Annotated in this window: 25 protein-coding genes; 2 read left to right on the plus strand and 23 right to left on the minus strand. The window is 55.2% G+C overall.

What is annotated here, in order from left to right; translation table 11 throughout:
- Positions 1-2 precede the first annotated feature (2 nt).
- From V4C51_RS06130 to V4C51_RS06220, 19 genes are all read right to left on the minus strand, one after another.
- The gene (locus V4C51_RS06130) at positions 3-563 is read right to left on the minus strand and encodes a DUF3486 family protein (RefSeq protein ID WP_330925258.1); all 561 of its coding nucleotides are present in this window, start codon (positions 561-563) and stop codon (positions 3-5) included.
- The gene (locus V4C51_RS06135; RefSeq protein WP_330925259.1) at positions 553-777 is read right to left on the minus strand and encodes a hypothetical protein; all 225 of its coding nucleotides are present in this window, start codon (positions 775-777) and stop codon (positions 553-555) included. Before V4C51_RS06135 ends, V4C51_RS06130 begins: the two co-directional genes overlap by 11 nt.
- Positions 774-1070, minus strand: a complete 297-nt coding sequence (locus tag V4C51_RS06140) for a VpaChn25_0724 family phage protein (RefSeq protein WP_330925260.1) — start codon at positions 1068-1070, stop codon at positions 774-776. Before V4C51_RS06140 ends, V4C51_RS06135 begins: the two co-directional genes overlap by 4 nt.
- Positions 1067-1399 (minus strand): DUF2730 family protein, encoded by a 333-nt coding sequence (locus tag V4C51_RS06145; protein ID WP_330925261.1) that lies wholly within the window; start codon positions 1397-1399, stop codon positions 1067-1069. The genes V4C51_RS06140 and V4C51_RS06145 overlap by 4 nt, the downstream gene beginning before the upstream one ends.
- A 124-nt stretch (positions 1400-1523) precedes the next feature.
- Positions 1524-2087 (minus strand): hypothetical protein, encoded by a 564-nt coding sequence (locus V4C51_RS06150; protein ID WP_330925262.1) that lies wholly within the window; start codon positions 2085-2087, stop codon positions 1524-1526.
- A complete protein-coding gene (locus tag V4C51_RS06155; RefSeq protein ID WP_330925263.1) occupies positions 2078-2620 on the minus strand; it encodes a glycoside hydrolase family 108 protein in 543 nt (180 codons plus the stop codon). The genes V4C51_RS06150 and V4C51_RS06155 overlap by 10 nt, the downstream gene beginning before the upstream one ends.
- A 179-nt stretch (positions 2621-2799) precedes the next feature.
- Positions 2800-3222, minus strand: coding sequence for a Mor transcription activator family protein (locus V4C51_RS06160; RefSeq protein WP_330925264.1), 423 nt, complete (start codon positions 3220-3222; stop codon positions 2800-2802).
- A 13-nt stretch (positions 3223-3235) separates the two neighbouring features.
- Positions 3236-3562 carry a hypothetical protein gene (locus V4C51_RS06165; protein WP_330925265.1) on the minus strand — a complete coding sequence of 109 codons (327 nt, stop codon included), beginning with the start codon at positions 3560-3562 and terminating at the stop codon, positions 3236-3238.
- Positions 3555-4091, minus strand: coding sequence for a gp16 family protein (locus tag V4C51_RS06170; RefSeq protein WP_330925266.1), 537 nt, complete (start codon positions 4089-4091; stop codon positions 3555-3557). Before V4C51_RS06170 ends, V4C51_RS06165 begins: the two co-directional genes overlap by 8 nt.
- Before the next feature lie 51 nt (positions 4092-4142).
- Positions 4143-4358 carry a hypothetical protein gene (locus V4C51_RS06175; RefSeq protein ID WP_330925267.1) on the minus strand — a complete coding sequence of 72 codons (216 nt, stop codon included), beginning with the start codon at positions 4356-4358 and terminating at the stop codon, positions 4143-4145.
- Positions 4359-4394: 36 nt separating this feature from the next.
- Positions 4395-4679 carry a hypothetical protein gene (locus tag V4C51_RS06180; protein ID WP_330925268.1) on the minus strand — a complete coding sequence of 95 codons (285 nt, stop codon included), beginning with the start codon at positions 4677-4679 and terminating at the stop codon, positions 4395-4397.
- Positions 4680-4931: 252 nt separating this feature from the next.
- On the minus strand, positions 4932-5135 hold the full coding sequence (locus tag V4C51_RS06185) for a hypothetical protein (RefSeq protein WP_330925269.1): 204 nt from the start codon (positions 5133-5135) through the stop codon (positions 4932-4934).
- A 33-nt stretch (positions 5136-5168) separates the two neighbouring features.
- Positions 5169-5981, minus strand: a complete 813-nt coding sequence (locus tag V4C51_RS06190; RefSeq protein ID WP_330925270.1) for a DUF3164 family protein — start codon at positions 5979-5981, stop codon at positions 5169-5171.
- A 25-nt stretch (positions 5982-6006) separates the two neighbouring features.
- Positions 6007-6282 carry a hypothetical protein gene (locus tag V4C51_RS06195; RefSeq protein WP_330925271.1) on the minus strand — a complete coding sequence of 92 codons (276 nt, stop codon included), beginning with the start codon at positions 6280-6282 and terminating at the stop codon, positions 6007-6009.
- A 73-nt stretch (positions 6283-6355) separates the two neighbouring features.
- The gene (locus tag V4C51_RS06200; protein WP_330925272.1) at positions 6356-6712 is read right to left on the minus strand and encodes a hypothetical protein; all 357 of its coding nucleotides are present in this window, start codon (positions 6710-6712) and stop codon (positions 6356-6358) included.
- Positions 6705-7421 (minus strand): hypothetical protein, encoded by a 717-nt coding sequence (locus V4C51_RS06205; RefSeq protein ID WP_330925273.1) that lies wholly within the window; start codon positions 7419-7421, stop codon positions 6705-6707. Before V4C51_RS06205 ends, V4C51_RS06200 begins: the two co-directional genes overlap by 8 nt.
- Before the next feature lie 92 nt (positions 7422-7513).
- The gene (locus tag V4C51_RS06210) at positions 7514-8230 is read right to left on the minus strand and encodes an ATP-binding protein (protein ID WP_330925274.1); all 717 of its coding nucleotides are present in this window, start codon (positions 8228-8230) and stop codon (positions 7514-7516) included.
- Between the two features lie 2 nt (positions 8231-8232).
- Positions 8233-8385, minus strand: coding sequence for a hypothetical protein (locus tag V4C51_RS06215; RefSeq protein WP_330925275.1), 153 nt, complete (start codon positions 8383-8385; stop codon positions 8233-8235).
- 51 nt (positions 8386-8436) lie between these two features.
- The gene (locus V4C51_RS06220; RefSeq protein ID WP_330925276.1) at positions 8437-10638 is read right to left on the minus strand and encodes a DNA-binding protein; all 2202 of its coding nucleotides are present in this window, start codon (positions 10636-10638) and stop codon (positions 8437-8439) included.
- 357 nt (positions 10639-10995) lie between these two features.
- Between V4C51_RS06220 and V4C51_RS06225 the strand changes: the two genes are divergently transcribed.
- Positions 10996-11430: a helix-turn-helix domain-containing protein gene (locus V4C51_RS06225; RefSeq protein WP_330925277.1), complete on the plus strand. Its 435-nt coding sequence runs from the start codon at positions 10996-10998 to the stop codon at positions 11428-11430.
- 10 nt (positions 11431-11440) lie between these two features.
- Entirely contained in the window at positions 11441-11668 is a 228-nt protein-coding gene (locus V4C51_RS06230) for a hypothetical protein (RefSeq protein ID WP_330925278.1), read from the plus strand.
- 599 nt (positions 11669-12267) lie between these two features.
- On the opposite strand, the gene V4C51_RS06235 is transcribed toward V4C51_RS06230, so the two are convergent.
- From V4C51_RS06235 to V4C51_RS06250, 4 genes are all read right to left on the minus strand, one after another.
- On the minus strand, positions 12268-13692 hold the full coding sequence (locus V4C51_RS06235) for a hypothetical protein (protein ID WP_330925279.1): 1425 nt from the start codon (positions 13690-13692) through the stop codon (positions 12268-12270).
- Positions 13689-15629 carry a fibronectin type III domain-containing protein gene (locus V4C51_RS06240; RefSeq protein WP_330925280.1) on the minus strand — a complete coding sequence of 647 codons (1941 nt, stop codon included), beginning with the start codon at positions 15627-15629 and terminating at the stop codon, positions 13689-13691. The genes V4C51_RS06235 and V4C51_RS06240 overlap by 4 nt, the downstream gene beginning before the upstream one ends.
- A gap of 91 nt (positions 15630-15720) precedes the next feature.
- Positions 15721-16377: a phage regulatory protein/antirepressor Ant gene (locus V4C51_RS06245; RefSeq protein ID WP_330925281.1), complete on the minus strand. Its 657-nt coding sequence runs from the start codon at positions 16375-16377 to the stop codon at positions 15721-15723.
- The gene (locus V4C51_RS06250) at positions 16343-16468 is read right to left on the minus strand and encodes a hypothetical protein (protein WP_330925282.1); all 126 of its coding nucleotides are present in this window, start codon (positions 16466-16468) and stop codon (positions 16343-16345) included. The genes V4C51_RS06245 and V4C51_RS06250 overlap by 35 nt, the downstream gene beginning before the upstream one ends.
- Positions 16469-16471 lie beyond the last annotated feature (3 nt).

The following is a 16471-nucleotide window of genomic DNA, read 5'->3' on the forward strand; positions in this document are numbered from 1 at the left end:
GCTCAGGCAATGCCCAGAATCTCTTTTTTAATAGTGTCGATGGTGCCCGCCGTCATGCCCTGGTTCGCCAGGGCTTCCTCGGCTTTGTTGGCCGCTTCTTCGGCAAAAGCCTGGCGGATTTCTTTTTCCCGCTTATGAGACGACAGCGCCGCCTGCTCCACCCGCTGCATGACCAGTGCTAGCTGGTTCAGGGCTTTGGGTTCCACCTTGGCGCCTTCTTTCTGCATCTCCAGCACCACATCCACGGCCAGGGTGCGCACCGACTCCAGCAACAGCTTGCCGGTATCACTGGTGGGGGCTTCACCGAGCCTGGCCACCCAGACTTTAGAAACCTCCCGCAGCTCGCGGATCTTGCGGCCCATTTCATCCATCTGCTGGCTGTACCGACTCAGGCCCGAACGGCTCACCGGGTTCTCACCGTGCTGCTCACACAGGGCATTCACTTCCCGCAGGATATCCGCCTGGGTCATCCGGTCTTCCCGGATCAGCCGGTCCAGCTCATCCTTGATGGCTTGGGGCAATAACTTGATCCGGCTTTTGATGTTGCGCTTTTTATCCGTCATGGCCCCGCTCCGCGAACCAGGTAGGAAAGTGTTTATGGCGAATCCAGCGACCGGGCTTACCACAACGACCACAGAATACCCGGTGTTCAAAACGCTGGTGAATCCAGTGCCGCCTGTTGCGCCGTTGACTGACTTTACGTGTCTGTTGCTGAATATCTCGCCGGTCGTACCAACACCCCAACAGCCAGCATTTAAACTGCCGCCACCGGCTCATCGGGGAGCCCCCGGCCGTTTTACACCCGGAGCATCGGCGCGTCCTGCCGCCACATCCTGACCCCGGGCACTCAGCGTGGCTACCTGCACCCCACTGATCACCTCAATACTCACCAGGGCTTGTTCTGCCAAAAAAGCCAGATGGCTTTGCACCAGCTCCCGACTGATGTTATGGCCAAAGGCCCCCAATACGGTTTGCAAAACCGAGTCATTGGCCTGGTAGCCGTTCATATCTGCCAGCGTGCGTAAGATCACCAGCCGCTGGTCTTCATGCAGTGCATCCCTGTAGGTCATCTGTCCCCCCGCTTGCGCGTGTCATTGAGTAAAAACTGGTGAATCGTGTTGAGCAGTGAGTTCTGGGCTTCTATTTTTTCATTCAATGCCGCCACCTGATTTTTCACCGCTGTCATTTCATCATGGGTGGGCAACAGGGCCTGGGTATCTTCCAGGCGCTGCACCCGACTTGCCAGTGTGGTCATACTCCCGTTCAGCTGGTTCAGCCCCTCGGTGTTGCTTTTGCGTTTATTCTCCAGCCAGGTCCAGGCAAATAAGACGATCATTGCTACTGTTTGCAACACATCCCACCAGAACCGCGCGGCACTGTAATCCATCTCGTTTGGCATGGCCTTTCTCCCTGTCCCGGTCGTCGATCAACAACAGCTCAGACATCCGTTACACGCCTTGTACGTCTACTCCTACAGCAGACATCGTTTTTATAATGGGTTTACAACCCGTTACTGCTACGTCTTACCGTGAATTCGTGTTTTTATACCGGCTGAAGGCATCGGCTGTGCGCATCCCCATATAGGCCAGTGCCGGTGAATAGATGGCCGTCAGAATGCCCCAGTCAATCCCACTGCCATGGCCCGCCACGGCCAACCCCTGAAACAAAAAACTGTAGGCAATGGCGGCATAGGTAGACAGGCGTGCCATCTTTGGGCGGGTTTCTTTCACGTAACGGTTCCCGCCCGTGTCACCATGGCGGATGGTGGCCTGGGTTTCTTTGTGCAGCCCCAGTTCAAAGAGCTGCTGGTTTTGTTCCCGCTCGTTGTGGACCTTTTCCAGCTCGGTCTTCATGGTGAGCAGGGTTTCCTGCATCGACGCCGGCAATTGATACAGCTTCTTTTCCAGCATACTGGCGGCCTGCGCCGCACTCAGTACCGGCCCCACCTCTGTATCAGTCACCGATTCCACCCACTTGGCGGCCTGTTCCGAAGCTGCCTTACCTTCTGACCCAAACAACCCGCCAATGCTGCGGATCAGAGTCGGGCCTGACTGAATCAGCAGCGGCACCAATGCGCTCAATGCCATGGGTGGGCCTCCTTGAGGATAAAGTGGTGCAACTCATGCAGCCGCTTGAGCCAGCCAAAAATAAACCGTTGCTGACTGCGGCGCTCGACGACCAGATTGTGGTAACGCCTGGCACGGCCGGCCAGCAGGTCGGTGATCAGGGCGTCTTCATCGGTAATCATTACCGCTGCCAGGGTTTGGGGTCCGATCACCCCATCAATGGCAACGGGCTTGGCAGAGAGTGCATCCAGTGATTCCTGGAGTAACTTGATAGCCGTCCGGCACCCCATATTCACGGCGGTATCAAATACCACACAGCCCAAAGGCGCATTGAATTGCTCACACTGGCACTTCACCCAGTAGTCCCGGTGGTAAATGGCTTTGGCTTGTTCCTGGGTCAGGGCAGCGATATTGAGCTCGGGGTATTGCCGCTGGCTGATGCCATAACAGGTGGCACCGCCGGCATCGGCAGGGTCATTGACATAGCCGCCTTCTGCACGCAGGACAAAGGCAACGGCCAGCTCAAAACGGTAGGTATAAGTAAGTGTCGTCATACCCCCCAGTGTGAGGGAATAAAAGACAGGCGGGTGCTAACGGATTTCAGGGGTTTTCGGGTCAGGGGTTGGCAGAAAAATAGCAATAACTCGCGGAACCTCTTGAAACCTCTTAAAACCTCTTAAAACAAAGGTGCGTTAAACAGGCATTAACCACTTTATAATGCCTTGCTATTCAATTAAAGATCAAGACTCGGCTGGAGCTTAGCCACACAGATCTGGCGCTGCTCCCGCAGAATGTCATAGATTTTATTTTCAGACAGGCGGTAGTGCTTCGCCAGTGCCCGCACACCCTGCGGACCGTGGGTTGAGCCATCATGCTGCTGGTAGATTTTGCGGTCACGGATACCGTTGCGCAACCGCTCCCCCTTCGGCATATAATAGCCGCGCCCGCCACAGAGCATGGACACGGCCACTAACAGCTTTTCCATCAGCACCACGGATTCCTTATCCTTGATGCCCACCGTTCGCAGCTCTTCCAGTGCCGTGTCCGCCAGCAGCGCCAGATCCTTGGGCCACAACCGGCGATCCACCACCACTTCATCATCCAGATGGGCCAGAATGTTATGGTTATCACCATCCAGCCCAAACAGGTCATCCATGTTTCACCTCCGGTTATTCAACAAGGTCCGTCACCTGGCTGATCGCGCTCGCCAGGTTCCGCTGCAACACACAGAGTGGGTGATCCTCGGCCAACCCCTCACACTGTTTGGTCAGTGCCTTCTTTACGGCTTCCAGATCATGGCAGGCGTTACTCCAGTCAACGGGGTTTATGGTATGCTCCATAACCTCCAATTCCCCTTCCAGATGCGCCACCGACGCGGTTAAATCCCCCACCGTATCAGCCAGCACCTTTGCCACCTTCAGTGCTGGCACTGCCTCCAGCTCAAGGTAAAGCCCCATTTCATCAGGGGTTAAATTGGCAATTAACGCCTCATTCATGACTGTCACCTTCTGTTGGTTCTTCTGTTGGCGGCATTCTCAATGATGCCCGTGCTCTGGCATCCCACCGCTTCAGGCTCTCCAGGACCCGGGCGCACACATAAGGCTCGCGCATCAGCCAGTCCACCTTTTCAATGCCACGCCCCTGGTTGTACTTAGCGCTCATCCGCTGCACCCAGACTTCCAGGGCATTCTCTGAACCGTCCCGGATCAGGCCGTCGCTGGCCATCTCGATCCAGATGGCTCTGAGCTTATCGACCGGCTTACGCCTGGATGCCGGACTGTAGCGTTTTGCCCGGGCCTTGCGGCTTTTGGCTGGCTTGAACCCGAGCTTTTTCAGGTAAGCCTCTACCTGAAACAACTCGCCAATGCTCATGGTTTTACAGCTATTCTTGCCGGTCTGCCCTTCCAGCATGGTGCGGTACTGGGCCTCATCCATCCCCAGCTGCTTGCGGGCAATATGAATACGGGCCAGTGCCCGTGCCCGGTTGTTGCTGTTTCCCTGACGGGCGTTGCGTTCTTCTCTCATACAGACCTCCTGAGATCTTTTTTTACGGTTAAAAAAGCCGGGCAACCCCGGCTAAATGGCATCCAGCAGTTCGGGGTACTGCGTGCCCCGCGCTTCCAGTAACATCCGCCGCTTGTCTTCAAAGACCTTAATCAACTGCCGGCCCTGATCGTCAGCCACATCCCATACCGCCTCCTGGTCAAACTGCCCCGGCAAAATGGCTGCCATATCCCGTGCCACCATATGCTCGGCCAGAAACTCGGCAATACTGCGGGCGGTCATTTTCATCACATCACCCCCTCTGCTCTTCTTTGGTTAACCGCATCACTTCCCTTCCAGCACCCGGTCACATTCCTCAATCAGCGCCTCCAGATCCGGGCGCACATCGCAGGCCACGTCCAGCTCATCCTGGAGCTGTTGCGCCATGCGGGCGATTAAATCCCGCAGGGTGATGACCTCTTCAGCAAACTGCCCCAGTGCCCGGGCGACTTCTGCACCGACAGGATCAACCGGTGTGGTGACCTTCTGGCCAGTCATACTGATCACATTGGCAAAGGCTTCTGTGTCCATGGGTTGTACCGGTTGTTGTTGGTTCCCTGTTTTGTTCATGCCTTGGTTCCTTCTTGCTATTGGTTTGACCACTTTGGTTTTCCTGCCGCCGGTTTATCCCTTATGGTTGAAGTTCCATGCCATAAAGGGATAAACCCATGACGGACAGAGACATCGATATTGAGTTAAAAGCCCTCAGAAAATTGCTGACATCCATGCTGAAACACCTCTCTGATAACGACTCAACCCTGCTGTACAAAATGCTGAGGGACTTTACCGTTGAAATGAACGATAAGCCCGCCGACGGTGACGCTAATCACCTATTAGGCGCATCGCTTGCTCAATCTTTAACGCTTCAGCTTTTAGAGCGGCAAAGTCCTCAGCCGTCACCCGATCCTTGCCACCACGCTGATAAATAATCACAGCCATTGCGCTGATCTTTGCAGCGCAAGCGCCCATCTCAATCACAACATCAATAGGCTCACTGCCATCGACGGTTTTTGCTTTTTCACTCATACCTTTCTCCTGTTCAGTTACCCGTTAAAAACCCTACACCCCCGCCAGATCCAGCGAGATATGCCGCCACTGGTCGGTATCCCCGACCCGCTCATACAAATTGATATAGGCTGTGGAACCCGCCACGGTAATGGAGTCCATCAGCGCGGCCATAGCCTGCTGCCACTGGTCATCCTCAATGGCCAGATCCTTCAGCCCCAGCACTTCCGCTGTGCGGAGCTGCCCCTTGCGGTTGGTACGGAAAGCCCGCTCCACAAGAGCCTTAATCTCCGGGCGAGAGCCTTCTGTCCAGCGCGCCAGGCAGTTATCGATCAACGCCTTGGCAGCCTCGATGCGCTCATCAAAGGTGATATGCTCGTGCTGTTTCAGCATGACTTTGTAGCGCCCGTCAAAGCTCAGCAGCTGCACATTGCCTTTTTTGCCGCCCACCTTTGCGCCGTACTGCTCAGCCGACAGCGCCACAAAGGCCTTAATGTCGCCGATGGTTTTCTTCTTCAGCTGCGCCAGCATCCCTTGCAGGGGCAGGGCCTGGCCGATAATCTCAGCCACCAGTTCATCACGGGCCAAATCAATGGGCTTGATCAGGTTCTCAGGCACCAGACGGCCCTGGTGGTCTTGACGGTAACCGGCGGGAATAGCGTTGGTTCCCATAGCGGCACTCTCCTTTTTTGTTGTCATTGTTGTGGGTGTCTCTACTGTCATCTCTACTGTCATTGTTGTGGGTGTCTCTACAGCCGTGGTCAGTCGCAAACGACGCCATGCTGTTTGCGCGACCGCCACGGAAGGCGGAAGTGCCTGGAACGCAGGAGCAGTTTCCGGTAGGAGGGGTAAAGCTTGCTGTTGCATCGCGTCTCTCCCGTCGTTTTTCATCTCACTGCCCCAGCCAGCTCACCTGGCAGTGGCGGAACTGCACCCGGTACACGGCCTGCTGCTGGCGGTTACTCACCACCGGCTGACCCAGCAGGATGCAGTTACGCTCATAGCCGATGCGTATCCTCGGTTGCCCTTGTGACACGTCCACCGACTCAACGGTAAAGCCCTGGCGCTGGAGGCATTCCACCGCATGGCTGGCCAGTGTCAGGGCGTTGCTGATAAAGCGTTGCTGGCAGTTGCGGCGGTGCGTTTTAGTGATTGCCTGTGCAGACATGGGTGCTTCCTTCCTGTTATCAATGAGTGATACATCACAGCTACGGTCAACAACGGGTCACGCGCTAACTAATCTAAAAAACCTCCTCCAGTGGAATGCGTGAATGTTCACAACCGCCACGGCAAGCGTGGTACAGCTGCACCCGGGTCGGGTTGGTGGCGCAGAAGTCACGCTGCTGAAACCCCAGGCACTTGTCCCGGGCCAGCTCGCCCACCACCGGGCACTGCACGCAGTAGCCCATAAAGGCACCCCGGAATTTGTCCCGAAAGGCATCAATCCGGCTCGCCAGGTACTTGCCGTGCAACACCTGGGAGACTAGCGAGGCCGAACAATCCAGCCGTTTACCCACCTGCCGGTTCGACAGTTTTTTACACACCCGTTGCAACTCCAGGTGCCACTCTTCCTTTATGTAGGGCTGTACGTTATCCATGATTCAACACTCCTGTAGCTCCGGCCTGCTCTGTGGCAGAAAAGTCGCGGGTGACCACTTCCTTACTGTTGTGGTCATATAAAAGGTGCAGGGTATGGCTCACCACGGGAGCCCGGGGGCCGGTGTTGCGATGAAACGGCAGCATAAAGCTGGCCTGGCCATCACTGGCTGGCGCTTCCCGCAGGTAATGAAAGGCGTGCAGCTCGGCCACCTGTGCTTCCACCACCGGAGCATCGAGCTCCGTGGTCATCACCAGCTCTCCCACGGTAAAGGTGCGCAGCATCCGCATGGCCAGCCAGGTTTTATGGCGCGGGCTGTGGGGGCCGTCGGGCTCGCCGGGCCAGTAATCAATGGTGTCGGGCACATCCACCGTTTGGCCGGTGTTCTCATCGCGCAGCTGGTAGCGCCCGTTGCGGTTACAGACGACAGGTGCCAAAGGGCCGGTATTGTTCACCAGATAACAGGTGCGCGGTTTACCCGGCGACCGCCAGACATAGCCCGCCCGCTCCAGCAAATCCAGGTATAAAATGCCCGGCTTGTCCGTAACACGGGCGGCGGCATACAAACGGTTGACCCTGATCGGTGCCATTTCCCGCAATGCTTGCCACAACGCCGCCCGCGCGGACTGCCCATCCGCCCGCCAGTGACGGCCCTGGCCTTGCTGGCGACCCTCGCCGGTGTGCTTGTTAAAATAGTTGTTTGCACCCATGGTTGTTCGCTCTTATAGTTGTTTTTTGTTGTGCTTTATCGCGGGTTACAACCGGTTTACCCGCCCGTTAACGGGGCTATTCTTCAAGAGAGTCAGGCAGCCACGCCCAGAAAATACGTGCCCTTCGCTGCCTTGAACGCCGCTAAATCCATCTGCTTCACTCCCAGCTGCTCCGCCACTTGCTCAATGCGGTACAGCCCTGTGGTGATCCGGCGGGTGTTACCCCTGGCGAACTTGTAGAGGTTGGTCAGCAGGTCATCGGCCACCTCCACCTCACACAGGGCATTGGTCAGCACCCGGGCATCCTGCTTGTCCAGTGGGGTGAAATGCACATCAATCAAAAACCGGTTATCGAACTTCTCGGACTTCTTGATCTCGCTGCGGATATCCTTCATACCCACCAGAATGATGGGCACCGTGGACATATCCTGGAGGTCCATGATGGTGTCGCGCATATCGGGGTAGCGCACCAGATAGTCCGCCTCGTCAATAAACAGCGGGCGCATCTCCATGGAGAGCTGGTTGTTAATATCGTTGAGCATGTCACCCAGGCAGCGCCGTGGCTGGATCTCCAGTTCCCGGCAGATAGCCCGCAGCAACGCCGACGGGGTACGCCAGGCGGCCATGGCCCGCACATAGAAGGCCGAATGCTGCACCGCAAACCAGGACACCGCCGTGGTTTTGCCGTCGCCGGTATTGCCCCAGATCAGACCGAGGCGGTGAGTCAGGCGCATGGGGGCATTGAGCAGGGCGTCACCCTGCGCCGACAGCTTGGTAATATTTTTGACAGGGACAGTAATATTTCTCATAATTAACAAACCTTTGTTTTTGTTGATGGGCGTTCTGCCCGTTGGGTTGTTGAGCAGTTACCGCTGCTCTCTAACCGCCTTTCTTTGCTTTCCCTTTTACTGCACACACAGCGCCCCCAAACCCCCGTGAGGGTTAACGTGTTTTCTATGGTCATGGGTCCTTCCTGTTGTTTACCGTTGTTTGCTGTTGTTGTTAGTCTGAAACGCTATTCAGAAAACGCGATCTCCCCAAAGGCATCCAGTACCAGCTTGTGTCCGCGCCATTCGGAGCTCTTCTCGTGCCGCTCCTTCCAGGTCCGCTCAAACTCACTCAGGGTCTCGCCCGCTTCCACCCGCTTCTCCAGGGCAATCCAGCGACGCATCCGCCCGTGGGCGTCTTCCGCTTCCTCCATGCCACTGGTGCGCTCCTTCATGTAGTCCACCATGGCCATTTCCACTTCCGGCTCGGGGTTGCCCTGGGCATCAAAGCCAGGTGCCACACCGGGCTGCTCGTCTGCTGCATCCACGGCCGCCTGGGCTCCACTGAGGTAAGGCGTCTCATGCTCTACACCGCGCTGGGGTAAGGCCGTCACGTTTTCGTACTTCGCTTCAATCTGCTGCTCTTTATAGGTCAGGGCATTCTCGATCAGCGCACCCTGGTTGATCTTGCGTGCCTTCTTGCGCAGCTCAGCCTTGGCCTCGGCAATGCCTTTCTCGTGAGCCTTCATGGCACGGGCCATATCTTCATTGCTGATGCCGGTCAGGCGGGGGCATTCGGCCTGGCAAAGGAATGCGCCGTCCAGTTCAAACAGATAGATGCGGCCCATGTCTTCCGTATCAAAGCGCACAATAAAGCGGTCGCCGATACGCGCGCCCAGCTCCGGGGCCAGATACCAGTGGTTGTTCACCGCAATGCCTTTCTTCTGCATGGTGCGCTCGCCCTTGTTGCCGGGGATCGGCTCCAGCAGCATATCCAGCGCCCGCTCATTACTGATGGTGCGCGCCGGCTCCGCCCAGGCCCGTACAACCTCCACGGGGCTCAGCCCATTCAGGCCACTGTGGTCCTCGTGCATATAGATGTTGAGCCAGCGGTCACACTTCTCCTGGAGCGCTTCACTGCTGAGGGTGGTCTTGATCACGCCCTGCGCCCTTTTGGTCAGCCGGTCAGCAAAGCTGAACTGCGCCTCAATGGCCTGACGCTCAGCCACACTGTGACCGATATAGCCCTCCAGCATTTCCGACAGACTGTGCTGGAACGTCTTGAAAAACCGCTCCACATGGGGCTTTTGCTCACCGGCATAGGGTTGGGCGAAGATCTGGTGAATCCCCAGGGTATCCATGGCCATGCGGATATGCTGACTTTTATAGTCTGCCCCGTTATCGGTCTTGGCCTCTTCCGGCACCCCCCATTCCAGCAAGGCCCGGCGCAGGGTCAGAGCGACGCCATAGCTGTCGGAAGTCTTGCGCACTTTCATCACCGCCCGGCGGGAGTACACATCCACACAGGCAATCAGGGTAAACCGGCCATCAGTACATAGAATGTCTGCCGGGGAGGAATCCAGCTCCCAACGCTGGTTGAGCCGCACCACGTTCTCGCTGGCATTGCCTGGGGCTGCCTTGTACTTGTTCTTATAGGCATCAGGGTTGGCCACCGCTGTAAACAACCGATGGTTCTCTGCCTTCCAGTGAGAAAGCCAATTTTGCACCGCCCGCACACTGGGAATGGTCACCCCCCGGTCATCGTCTTTCAGGCAGAACTCACCGTGCATGGCATCGCGCATATTGGTGGGGGTAATGTGGGGCATCTTTGCCACCAGAGCTTCAGCGAAGGCCAGCAATTCTGGCTGGGACTCGATCATTTTCTGGCGAGTCGCCTTATACTGGGTAGCCAGGCCAGCAGGACCTTTTTCCGCATAGACGGATTTCCAGCGGTACAACCCATTGCGGCTCACCTTCGGCACCCAGGTCCGCACCTCATCTTCCAGGGCAATGCCACCGCCGTTATAGGCCAGCACAAACGCATCGGTACCCGCGCGAATGGTATCGTAACTGGCGGTAAACGCTTCCCAGGCCGCCAGCACATCCGCCCTGGCCCGCACCCGGTCCTGCTCTTTGGGAGCCAGCCCGTTAAACGCCGCCAGCTGCTGCACCTGGCCTTCGGTTTCGGACACATTGGCGGACAATGCCACGGCCTTCCCCGCCTGCTGCCTCAAAGCCGCCGCCTGCGACTTCTTGGTCTGGCTGATCTTCAGGGCCCGCTGGGTAGCTTTGGGGAGGCTGGAGATGTGGTATTCACGACCACCACCCCGCCCCTGGCGTTTGCGGGATTTCCATTCACTTTTGCCAGCGCGGAAATTTACTCCCTGCACAGTTGAAGGCATGAGTGGTAAGCCCGCCAGCTTTTTTGGTTCAAACCACTCATTCGTCATGGCTAAACCCCGCAATCTGGCAGATTTTCTCACGAGCCTCGTGAGCCTTTGGACCATTCCAAAGTCCGTACAAAGCTCGCCGACAATTTTCACGATGCAAGCCCGCCATTTGACAGCCCTCTGTAAAGCTCAGGCCTTTGAGCGTCAGCCCTGCTTTCACCTGTCTGAATAGCTGTAGACCCGGCTCAGTACTGAGTTCGATCAATATAGTGGCCATTTATACCTCGCTTTTGCTTAACCCAACTGCATTTTCCTTGTAATATCCGTACTGCTGCATCAAATGCGTACTTATCCATAACCCTCTTACGGTTATTACATTAATACGTCATTGCGGAAATGTAAAGAGAAAATTACCATATGACTGAAACCGTGAACGATAGAATTAACGCAGTACTGAAACATACCGGGCTTAAGAAGTACCAATTTGCTTTGAAGACAGGCATTTCCAACACTTTTATGTCTGACGTAACACTGGGGAAACAAAAACCATCATGCGTAATGCTTTGCGGTATTGCGAATAGTTTCCCGAAAGTAGACATGAATTGGGTGTTGACTGGATCAGGGGAAATGCTAAGAAAGGAGACTCCAAGCAACGAGGAAAATTTTTGCTCTAATGATCTTACTGTCGTTGTTCGAACGGTTGAACTAGCCTTGCAAAAGGCAAAAATTAACCCGAGCCCTGATAAGAGGGCAAATCTAATAGCGGCAGCATATGATCTTTATATACATTCCAACAAACCAGAAAATACACAACCACTCATCAGACTCATTGCTTCCAGCGCAGGAGGCTAAGGAAAAAAGAATGGCAGAAAGGATCAATGATTTAGAACGAGCCATGCAGGCCGTTATAGAAGAATCCAGAGTCATCGCGGAAGAGTTAGTGGAGAAACAGTATGATACGACACCTGAAAACAGGGAGCCTATTGAAGTTGCAGGAGGTTTTAACATCATCAATACAGGAAGCGGTAACCAAACAGTCATAGTTCCTAAAAATACAACTGCTCAGTATGAGCAAAAAAACAGAGAGTAAACATCATTCAAACAAGCACTTTCAAGTTTAAGTTGAAAGTGCTTCCAACTTAAAAAGCGCTAGAGCTACTGATTTTACTGGATTTACCGGAAGTTGAAAGCGGAATACCAAACCCATTCGCTACTTTCAAGTTTGAAGCACCCAGGACCAGCCCAACAGCCACCCCTAACACCCCATTAAGCCCCTGTTAAACAGGGTTTACGGCCACCAGGCCTGCGCCATCCGGACACCCCCAATAAACGACGATATCAGCCCCGCCTGCCCAAAACCGCCTTACAGCCCCATCACTCCCCAGGGACCCACAAAAATCACCGCAAACGCCCACTACACAAGGCTTACCCACTAAATTCGTCCCACCTATTCCCAACCTTTCCCGGCTAATCCCACACCCAAGCCCCAATACCAAACCTATCTTCCCCTTACAGTGTGTGTAGCGCGTCGATGGGTTTGGGATTTGTGGGGGGAAGGTAGGTTTGGTAAATCGGTGCGTATAGGTTTGATAACAGAGTATGGGGTATATGTCGTATAAAAAGTAGATAGGTTTGATTAAACGTAACCAGTTATTTTTTGGAAGTTGATTCAAACCTATGCGAGGAAAATTAAGAGGACGGCGGAGTCAAACGCCAAACGTGAACCCTGCAGGGTAGCTCATGAAGATAGCCATCAAGATCTTCGAAAGCATTGCACTGATAATTTGAGTTAGTGGCTAACGATTGTCTGGCGGTTTGTACAACAATCCCCTCATTCTCAACGTACAGAGCGTTTACCCCTGATGAGCCAGAATGACCAATACGGACTACAGGTATCGCTGACCAAACTCCCTGATATTGGCATTCGGCGATAACCTGTACTGGGGTATTATTACCAAAAGGGTTATCTTTAACATGCCTTTCGTCTGTAGTGATCGTGCCAAAATCCAGCAACGCATAGCCACTTTTTGGAATTTCCGCATCCACCTCAGCCCGGCTATAGGTCTCCGACTTCTTATAAACCTCGCCTTTTGAGTAAGTCTCAGAAGTACTGTAAACCGACAGGTTATGCCGGGTTTTGTCTATATTGGGCGGCAAAAACCCCCCATCCTGTTGAAACTCAAACCCCTTGCGGGCATCCCATCCCGTCTGAAGATTGGTGTAAATGTACGCGCTGGTATCTGATCCAATGTGGGTTTCTTCCGCCGTGGCTGATACATTGTCAGCCAGCGTCTTCCACGACTCACCACAACCGAGAATAAGCGTATGAGCACACCCCAGGGAAAGCCCCCCACCCTGGGTGATCCGGCGCAGGGCAGACTTACCATCGAGAGTGATAATATCACCAGTGTCCGGCGTAAAGTTGATAGCGCCACCCAGGTTACCACCCGATGACGGGATGGCCCCCACATTGGCAGCGCTGAGGGTAATATTATCCGACAGCGGTTTACCGTTGATCGTGGTCGTTTTATTTACCTTGGCCTGGTTAAGGTCATACCCGCCCTTGGCGCTAAGGTACTGCTTGCTGTTATTGCTGTTGATGCTGTCGGTGATGCCGTAATTTTGCACGCTACCCAGACCAACATCCGCTTTTGTGGTGGCCTGTGCCCTCAGATTCGAGTACGTTCCAGCCTTTTCCGCATAGGTGCTGGCAGGCTTACCGCCAAGTTTGGCGCTGTCAGAAGCCTGAGCATTTTTTGCCAGTTTGCTCTCTTGCAAAGTATTGCCCGCCTTGGCCAGCAACAGCTTATTCTCAGAACCGTCAGCCAGGTCACTGGTGGCGCCGTAGTTGGGTACATTACCCAGCCCCACCTGGCCCTTGGTGGGCGGCGTTTCAGCGGTGAAGATCTTCACCCAGCCACTGTTATCGGCGTTTCTCATCTGAAACACCGGCGGTTTTTTGCTGGTATCGAGCCACACCATCCCGGCAAAGGGGTCTTTTGGCTCCTGCGAGCCTGAGTTCTGCGCTGACAATGCCGCCAGAATCTGGTTCAGCAACGCCCGAAATGGGGCGCCCGCCAGGTTAGGAAGATAAAATGTATCCGTTTGGCTCATTGGGATTCTCCGTAGCCGATGGCCTGGTAGTCAAAGTCGGCGGCAATCGGCGTGTTTCCTTTATAGAATTTAATGGTGAAGCCGGATCGGCTCTGTCCGCTAAGCTGCCAACGTCCGTTTTCTGGGAGGGCGTGGGCGGTGATGGTAATACTGGCAGGGGTCAGGAACGGTGTTCCATAGCTCACTGTATAGCCTGCCGTTGTCGCCTGGATATTAACGCCCTTTTCAATGCGGCCCTGCACGTCCGCAATGAGCTTTAATCCTACCAACGTGGCCGCTGAACCCATGGCTTTACCTTGCAGGGTAATCCTCAGCCTGAACGCCCTGCCCCTGAATTCGCCCTTTATAAAAGGCACCCACTCAGACCACTGGACGTCTATGCCCGTCGGGTCGTCATCGGTCTGGCTCAGCTCATAGCGCAGGGAAACATCATCGGGAATTTCCCCGTCAAACAAGGGCCAGTCGTCGATCAGGTCGGCGCGATCATCAATGGTGTCTTCTATATATACGGACGCGTCCACTTCCAGGGTGACCCTGGCCGTCACCACGGCCTTCAAGTCCAGAGGCTCTGACAGAACGTAATAGGGGGGATCAGGGTCAATAAACCGATTGCCTGTCTCTTTCATGATTAACGAACCGCCAGGACCCACTGTCGCCTTGTTCTTGTCGCCCGGCCAGTCGTTCGGCTCGTCCCTGGTTTCTACCCGGTTGTAGCCAATGGCACCGGCCATATTTGACACCACTGCCGAGGCCGTTTTCGAGTAAAAGCCGCTGGCATTAACCGATTTCACCAGATAGGTGCCCGAGAGGAGCGGCACCTCGGAGAGGGTGGCGTTGCCAGGCAGGCGGTCAGTCACTTGCGTACCACTGTCCCAGGTGGCCCCCTCACCAACGATATGGGTGTGGCGCACATGGATAGACCCCCCGGTGAGCACATCAGGGTCATTACTTACGTCCCAGCTAAGGCTGGCACGGGTTCCCGCCTGGGCGTGCAACCTGAGATTGGTCAGGGCTGACGGCGGGCGCAGCGTGCCGACGATAGTAAAAGTGATGGTGGCATAACCCGACTGGCGAATATCATTCACCGCCCGCACCCGGACGTTATAGGTGCCCGGCGCTATGGCATTGACCGTGGCCGTGTGGGCCGGGCCTGATTGTATCCCCGTCCAGTTGGCATGGCCCACGGACTGGTACTCAAACTCATAGCGGGTCGCCCCGGGTACGTCATCGCACGTCAGGATCACCTGGCTGACAATCTGAATGCCCGAGCCTGTCAGGACTTCCTCAGCCGTCAGACCGCCGGGCGTACTCAACCCAAACAGGGTAAAGGTGACACTGCTGTATTCACTGATAGCCGCTTCCCGCTGGCTGATACTGGCTACCTTTACCATGTAGTTACCGGGTGTTAACGGGGCGATTAACCAGCGGTTATCCGTGACTTTACTGGTCACGATCACGTGGCTGTCATCACACAGCCGCACTTGATAGCCACTGCTGCCGGGCACCGCATCCCAGCTCACCACCCCGGCGCTGGACGAGTCACCGTCAAGGGCCGAGAAAACGACATTGGCGGGCGCATCCGGCGCCTTAATGCTGATAGTCAGTGTCGCGACACCGGACTCCTCGACACGCCCAAGACCCACCACGCTGGCCTCATAGTCCCCCACTTTCAGCACCGGCACCTGGTACCTGTCGCCCGTCACCTGAGTCAGCACCGGCACTGCCCCGTCATCGTTGGCGGTGATGGTCACCCGGTAAATGGACGCGTTGCCAGACCAGCTTAACAGCCCGGAAATGCCAGGATTATCGCCGGGAGTAAAGGTCAGGTCTGTGGGGACGGTCAGATTTTCCGATAAACGTTGGGTCACGCTCTGCCAGCTGGAGTACACATCCCGCCACTGGGCACGGGCACGGAACTGGTAAACCGCCGGCAGCATCGGCGGCAGGCGTTTTTTCCCGCCAGGGCGCGACCATCAAGGCACGGGGATTTCAGCGTCCCGTCACTCACGAAAACAAACGACAATGGTTTTATTGTTTACCCAGCGCCTTTGCTGCCATCTTGTCGGCCACATACTCGATCCCCTTAGCCGTAAACCTGTGCGCCGTGTAGTTGTATTTATTGCCGGAAACACCTGCCACTACCTCAAACCGACCTGCGGTGATATGACACTGATAAGCTGCCCAGCCATCATTCAGCCGGTACATGATCTTGTTGTCAGCCAGAAATTTGCGGAACTCTGGCTCTTTAATACACAGCAGTTTGGCGACCTGCCGGAATGTTTTGCTACCGTTGGTTGCGCAGTATTTTTCGACAAACCGGACTTTCGGAGATTGCTCATCAAGCCGTCTTTGCCGCTCTTCTGCCAGTTGCGCCAGCCTTCCAGCTTCAAGCAGTGCTGCCGCATAGGTCTGCGGGATTACCGGGGTATTCCTTCTGGATGCCAACTCCAGAGCCATCCAGCGATCTATCACGGCAGACCGGCGTTTGACGTCATAGCCAGTCACTAAGATTTCACACTCACGACGTGGGAGTAAAAACTCTGTCTGCTCCCGGTTTCTCTGGTCTGTGTAAATGCGCCCAAAAGTGGACGGATTAATTTCCAGTGTTTTAAACATGCTTTCAATATCACGTTTAACATGCTTATGTTGCTTACCCGTCAACGCCGCAATTTCGCGGCTGCTCATGGTTACCGAGCACCGTGTTAACGTCATTGATATACCCGGCAAACATGGGAGTAAAAGACGCCTCAACGGGCTGACCGTTTTCATCACGCACCGC

Origin of the sequence: Candidatus Sororendozoicomonas aggregata (assembly GCF_031528575.1) — a bacterium.
In the GTDB taxonomy this organism is placed as follows: Bacteria; Pseudomonadota; Gammaproteobacteria; order Pseudomonadales; family Endozoicomonadaceae; genus Endonucleibacter; species Endonucleibacter aggregata.

Coding starts and splice junctions, on each gene's coding strand:
- V4C51_RS06130 (WP_330925258.1), bottom strand. CDS start 563: ATGACGGATAAAAAGCGCAACATCAAAAGCCGGATCAAGTTATTGCCC.
- V4C51_RS06135 (WP_330925259.1), bottom strand. CDS start 777: ATGAGCCGGTGGCGGCAGTTTAAATGCTGGCTGTTGGGGTGTTGGTAC.
- V4C51_RS06140 (WP_330925260.1), bottom strand. CDS start 1,070: ATGACCTACAGGGATGCACTGCATGAAGACCAGCGGCTGGTGATCTTA.
- V4C51_RS06145 (WP_330925261.1), bottom strand. CDS start 1,399: ATGCCAAACGAGATGGATTACAGTGCCGCGCGGTTCTGGTGGGATGTG.
- V4C51_RS06150 (WP_330925262.1), bottom strand. CDS start 2,087: ATGGCATTGAGCGCATTGGTGCCGCTGCTGATTCAGTCAGGCCCGACT.
- V4C51_RS06155 (WP_330925263.1), bottom strand. CDS start 2,620: ATGACGACACTTACTTATACCTACCGTTTTGAGCTGGCCGTTGCCTTT.
- V4C51_RS06160 (WP_330925264.1), bottom strand. CDS start 3,222: ATGGATGACCTGTTTGGGCTGGATGGTGATAACCATAACATTCTGGCC.
- V4C51_RS06165 (WP_330925265.1), bottom strand. CDS start 3,562: ATGAATGAGGCGTTAATTGCCAATTTAACCCCTGATGAAATGGGGCTT.
- V4C51_RS06170 (WP_330925266.1), bottom strand. CDS start 4,091: ATGAGAGAAGAACGCAACGCCCGTCAGGGAAACAGCAACAACCGGGCA.
- V4C51_RS06175 (WP_330925267.1), bottom strand. CDS start 4,358: ATGAAAATGACCGCCCGCAGTATTGCCGAGTTTCTGGCCGAGCATATG.
- V4C51_RS06180 (WP_330925268.1), bottom strand. CDS start 4,679: ATGAACAAAACAGGGAACCAACAACAACCGGTACAACCCATGGACACA.
- V4C51_RS06185 (WP_330925269.1), bottom strand. CDS start 5,135: ATGAGTGAAAAAGCAAAAACCGTCGATGGCAGTGAGCCTATTGATGTT.
- V4C51_RS06190 (WP_330925270.1), bottom strand. CDS start 5,981: ATGCAACAGCAAGCTTTACCCCTCCTACCGGAAACTGCTCCTGCGTTC.
- V4C51_RS06195 (WP_330925271.1), bottom strand. CDS start 6,282: ATGTCTGCACAGGCAATCACTAAAACGCACCGCCGCAACTGCCAGCAA.
- V4C51_RS06200 (WP_330925272.1), bottom strand. CDS start 6,712: ATGGATAACGTACAGCCCTACATAAAGGAAGAGTGGCACCTGGAGTTG.
- V4C51_RS06205 (WP_330925273.1), bottom strand. CDS start 7,421: ATGGGTGCAAACAACTATTTTAACAAGCACACCGGCGAGGGTCGCCAG.
- V4C51_RS06210 (WP_330925274.1), bottom strand. CDS start 8,230: ATGAGAAATATTACTGTCCCTGTCAAAAATATTACCAAGCTGTCGGCG.
- V4C51_RS06215 (WP_330925275.1), bottom strand. CDS start 8,385: ATGACCATAGAAAACACGTTAACCCTCACGGGGGTTTGGGGGCGCTGT.
- V4C51_RS06220 (WP_330925276.1), bottom strand. CDS start 10,638: ATGACGAATGAGTGGTTTGAACCAAAAAAGCTGGCGGGCTTACCACTC.
- V4C51_RS06225 (WP_330925277.1), top strand. CDS start 10,996: ATGACTGAAACCGTGAACGATAGAATTAACGCAGTACTGAAACATACC.
- V4C51_RS06230 (WP_330925278.1), top strand. CDS start 11,441: ATGGCAGAAAGGATCAATGATTTAGAACGAGCCATGCAGGCCGTTATA.
- V4C51_RS06235 (WP_330925279.1), bottom strand. CDS start 13,692: ATGAGCCAAACGGATACATTTTATCTTCCTAACCTGGCGGGCGCCCCA.
- V4C51_RS06240 (WP_330925280.1), bottom strand. CDS start 15,629: ATGCTGCCGGCGGTTTACCAGTTCCGTGCCCGTGCCCAGTGGCGGGAT.
- V4C51_RS06245 (WP_330925281.1), bottom strand. CDS start 16,377: ATGAGCAGCCGCGAAATTGCGGCGTTGACGGGTAAGCAACATAAGCAT.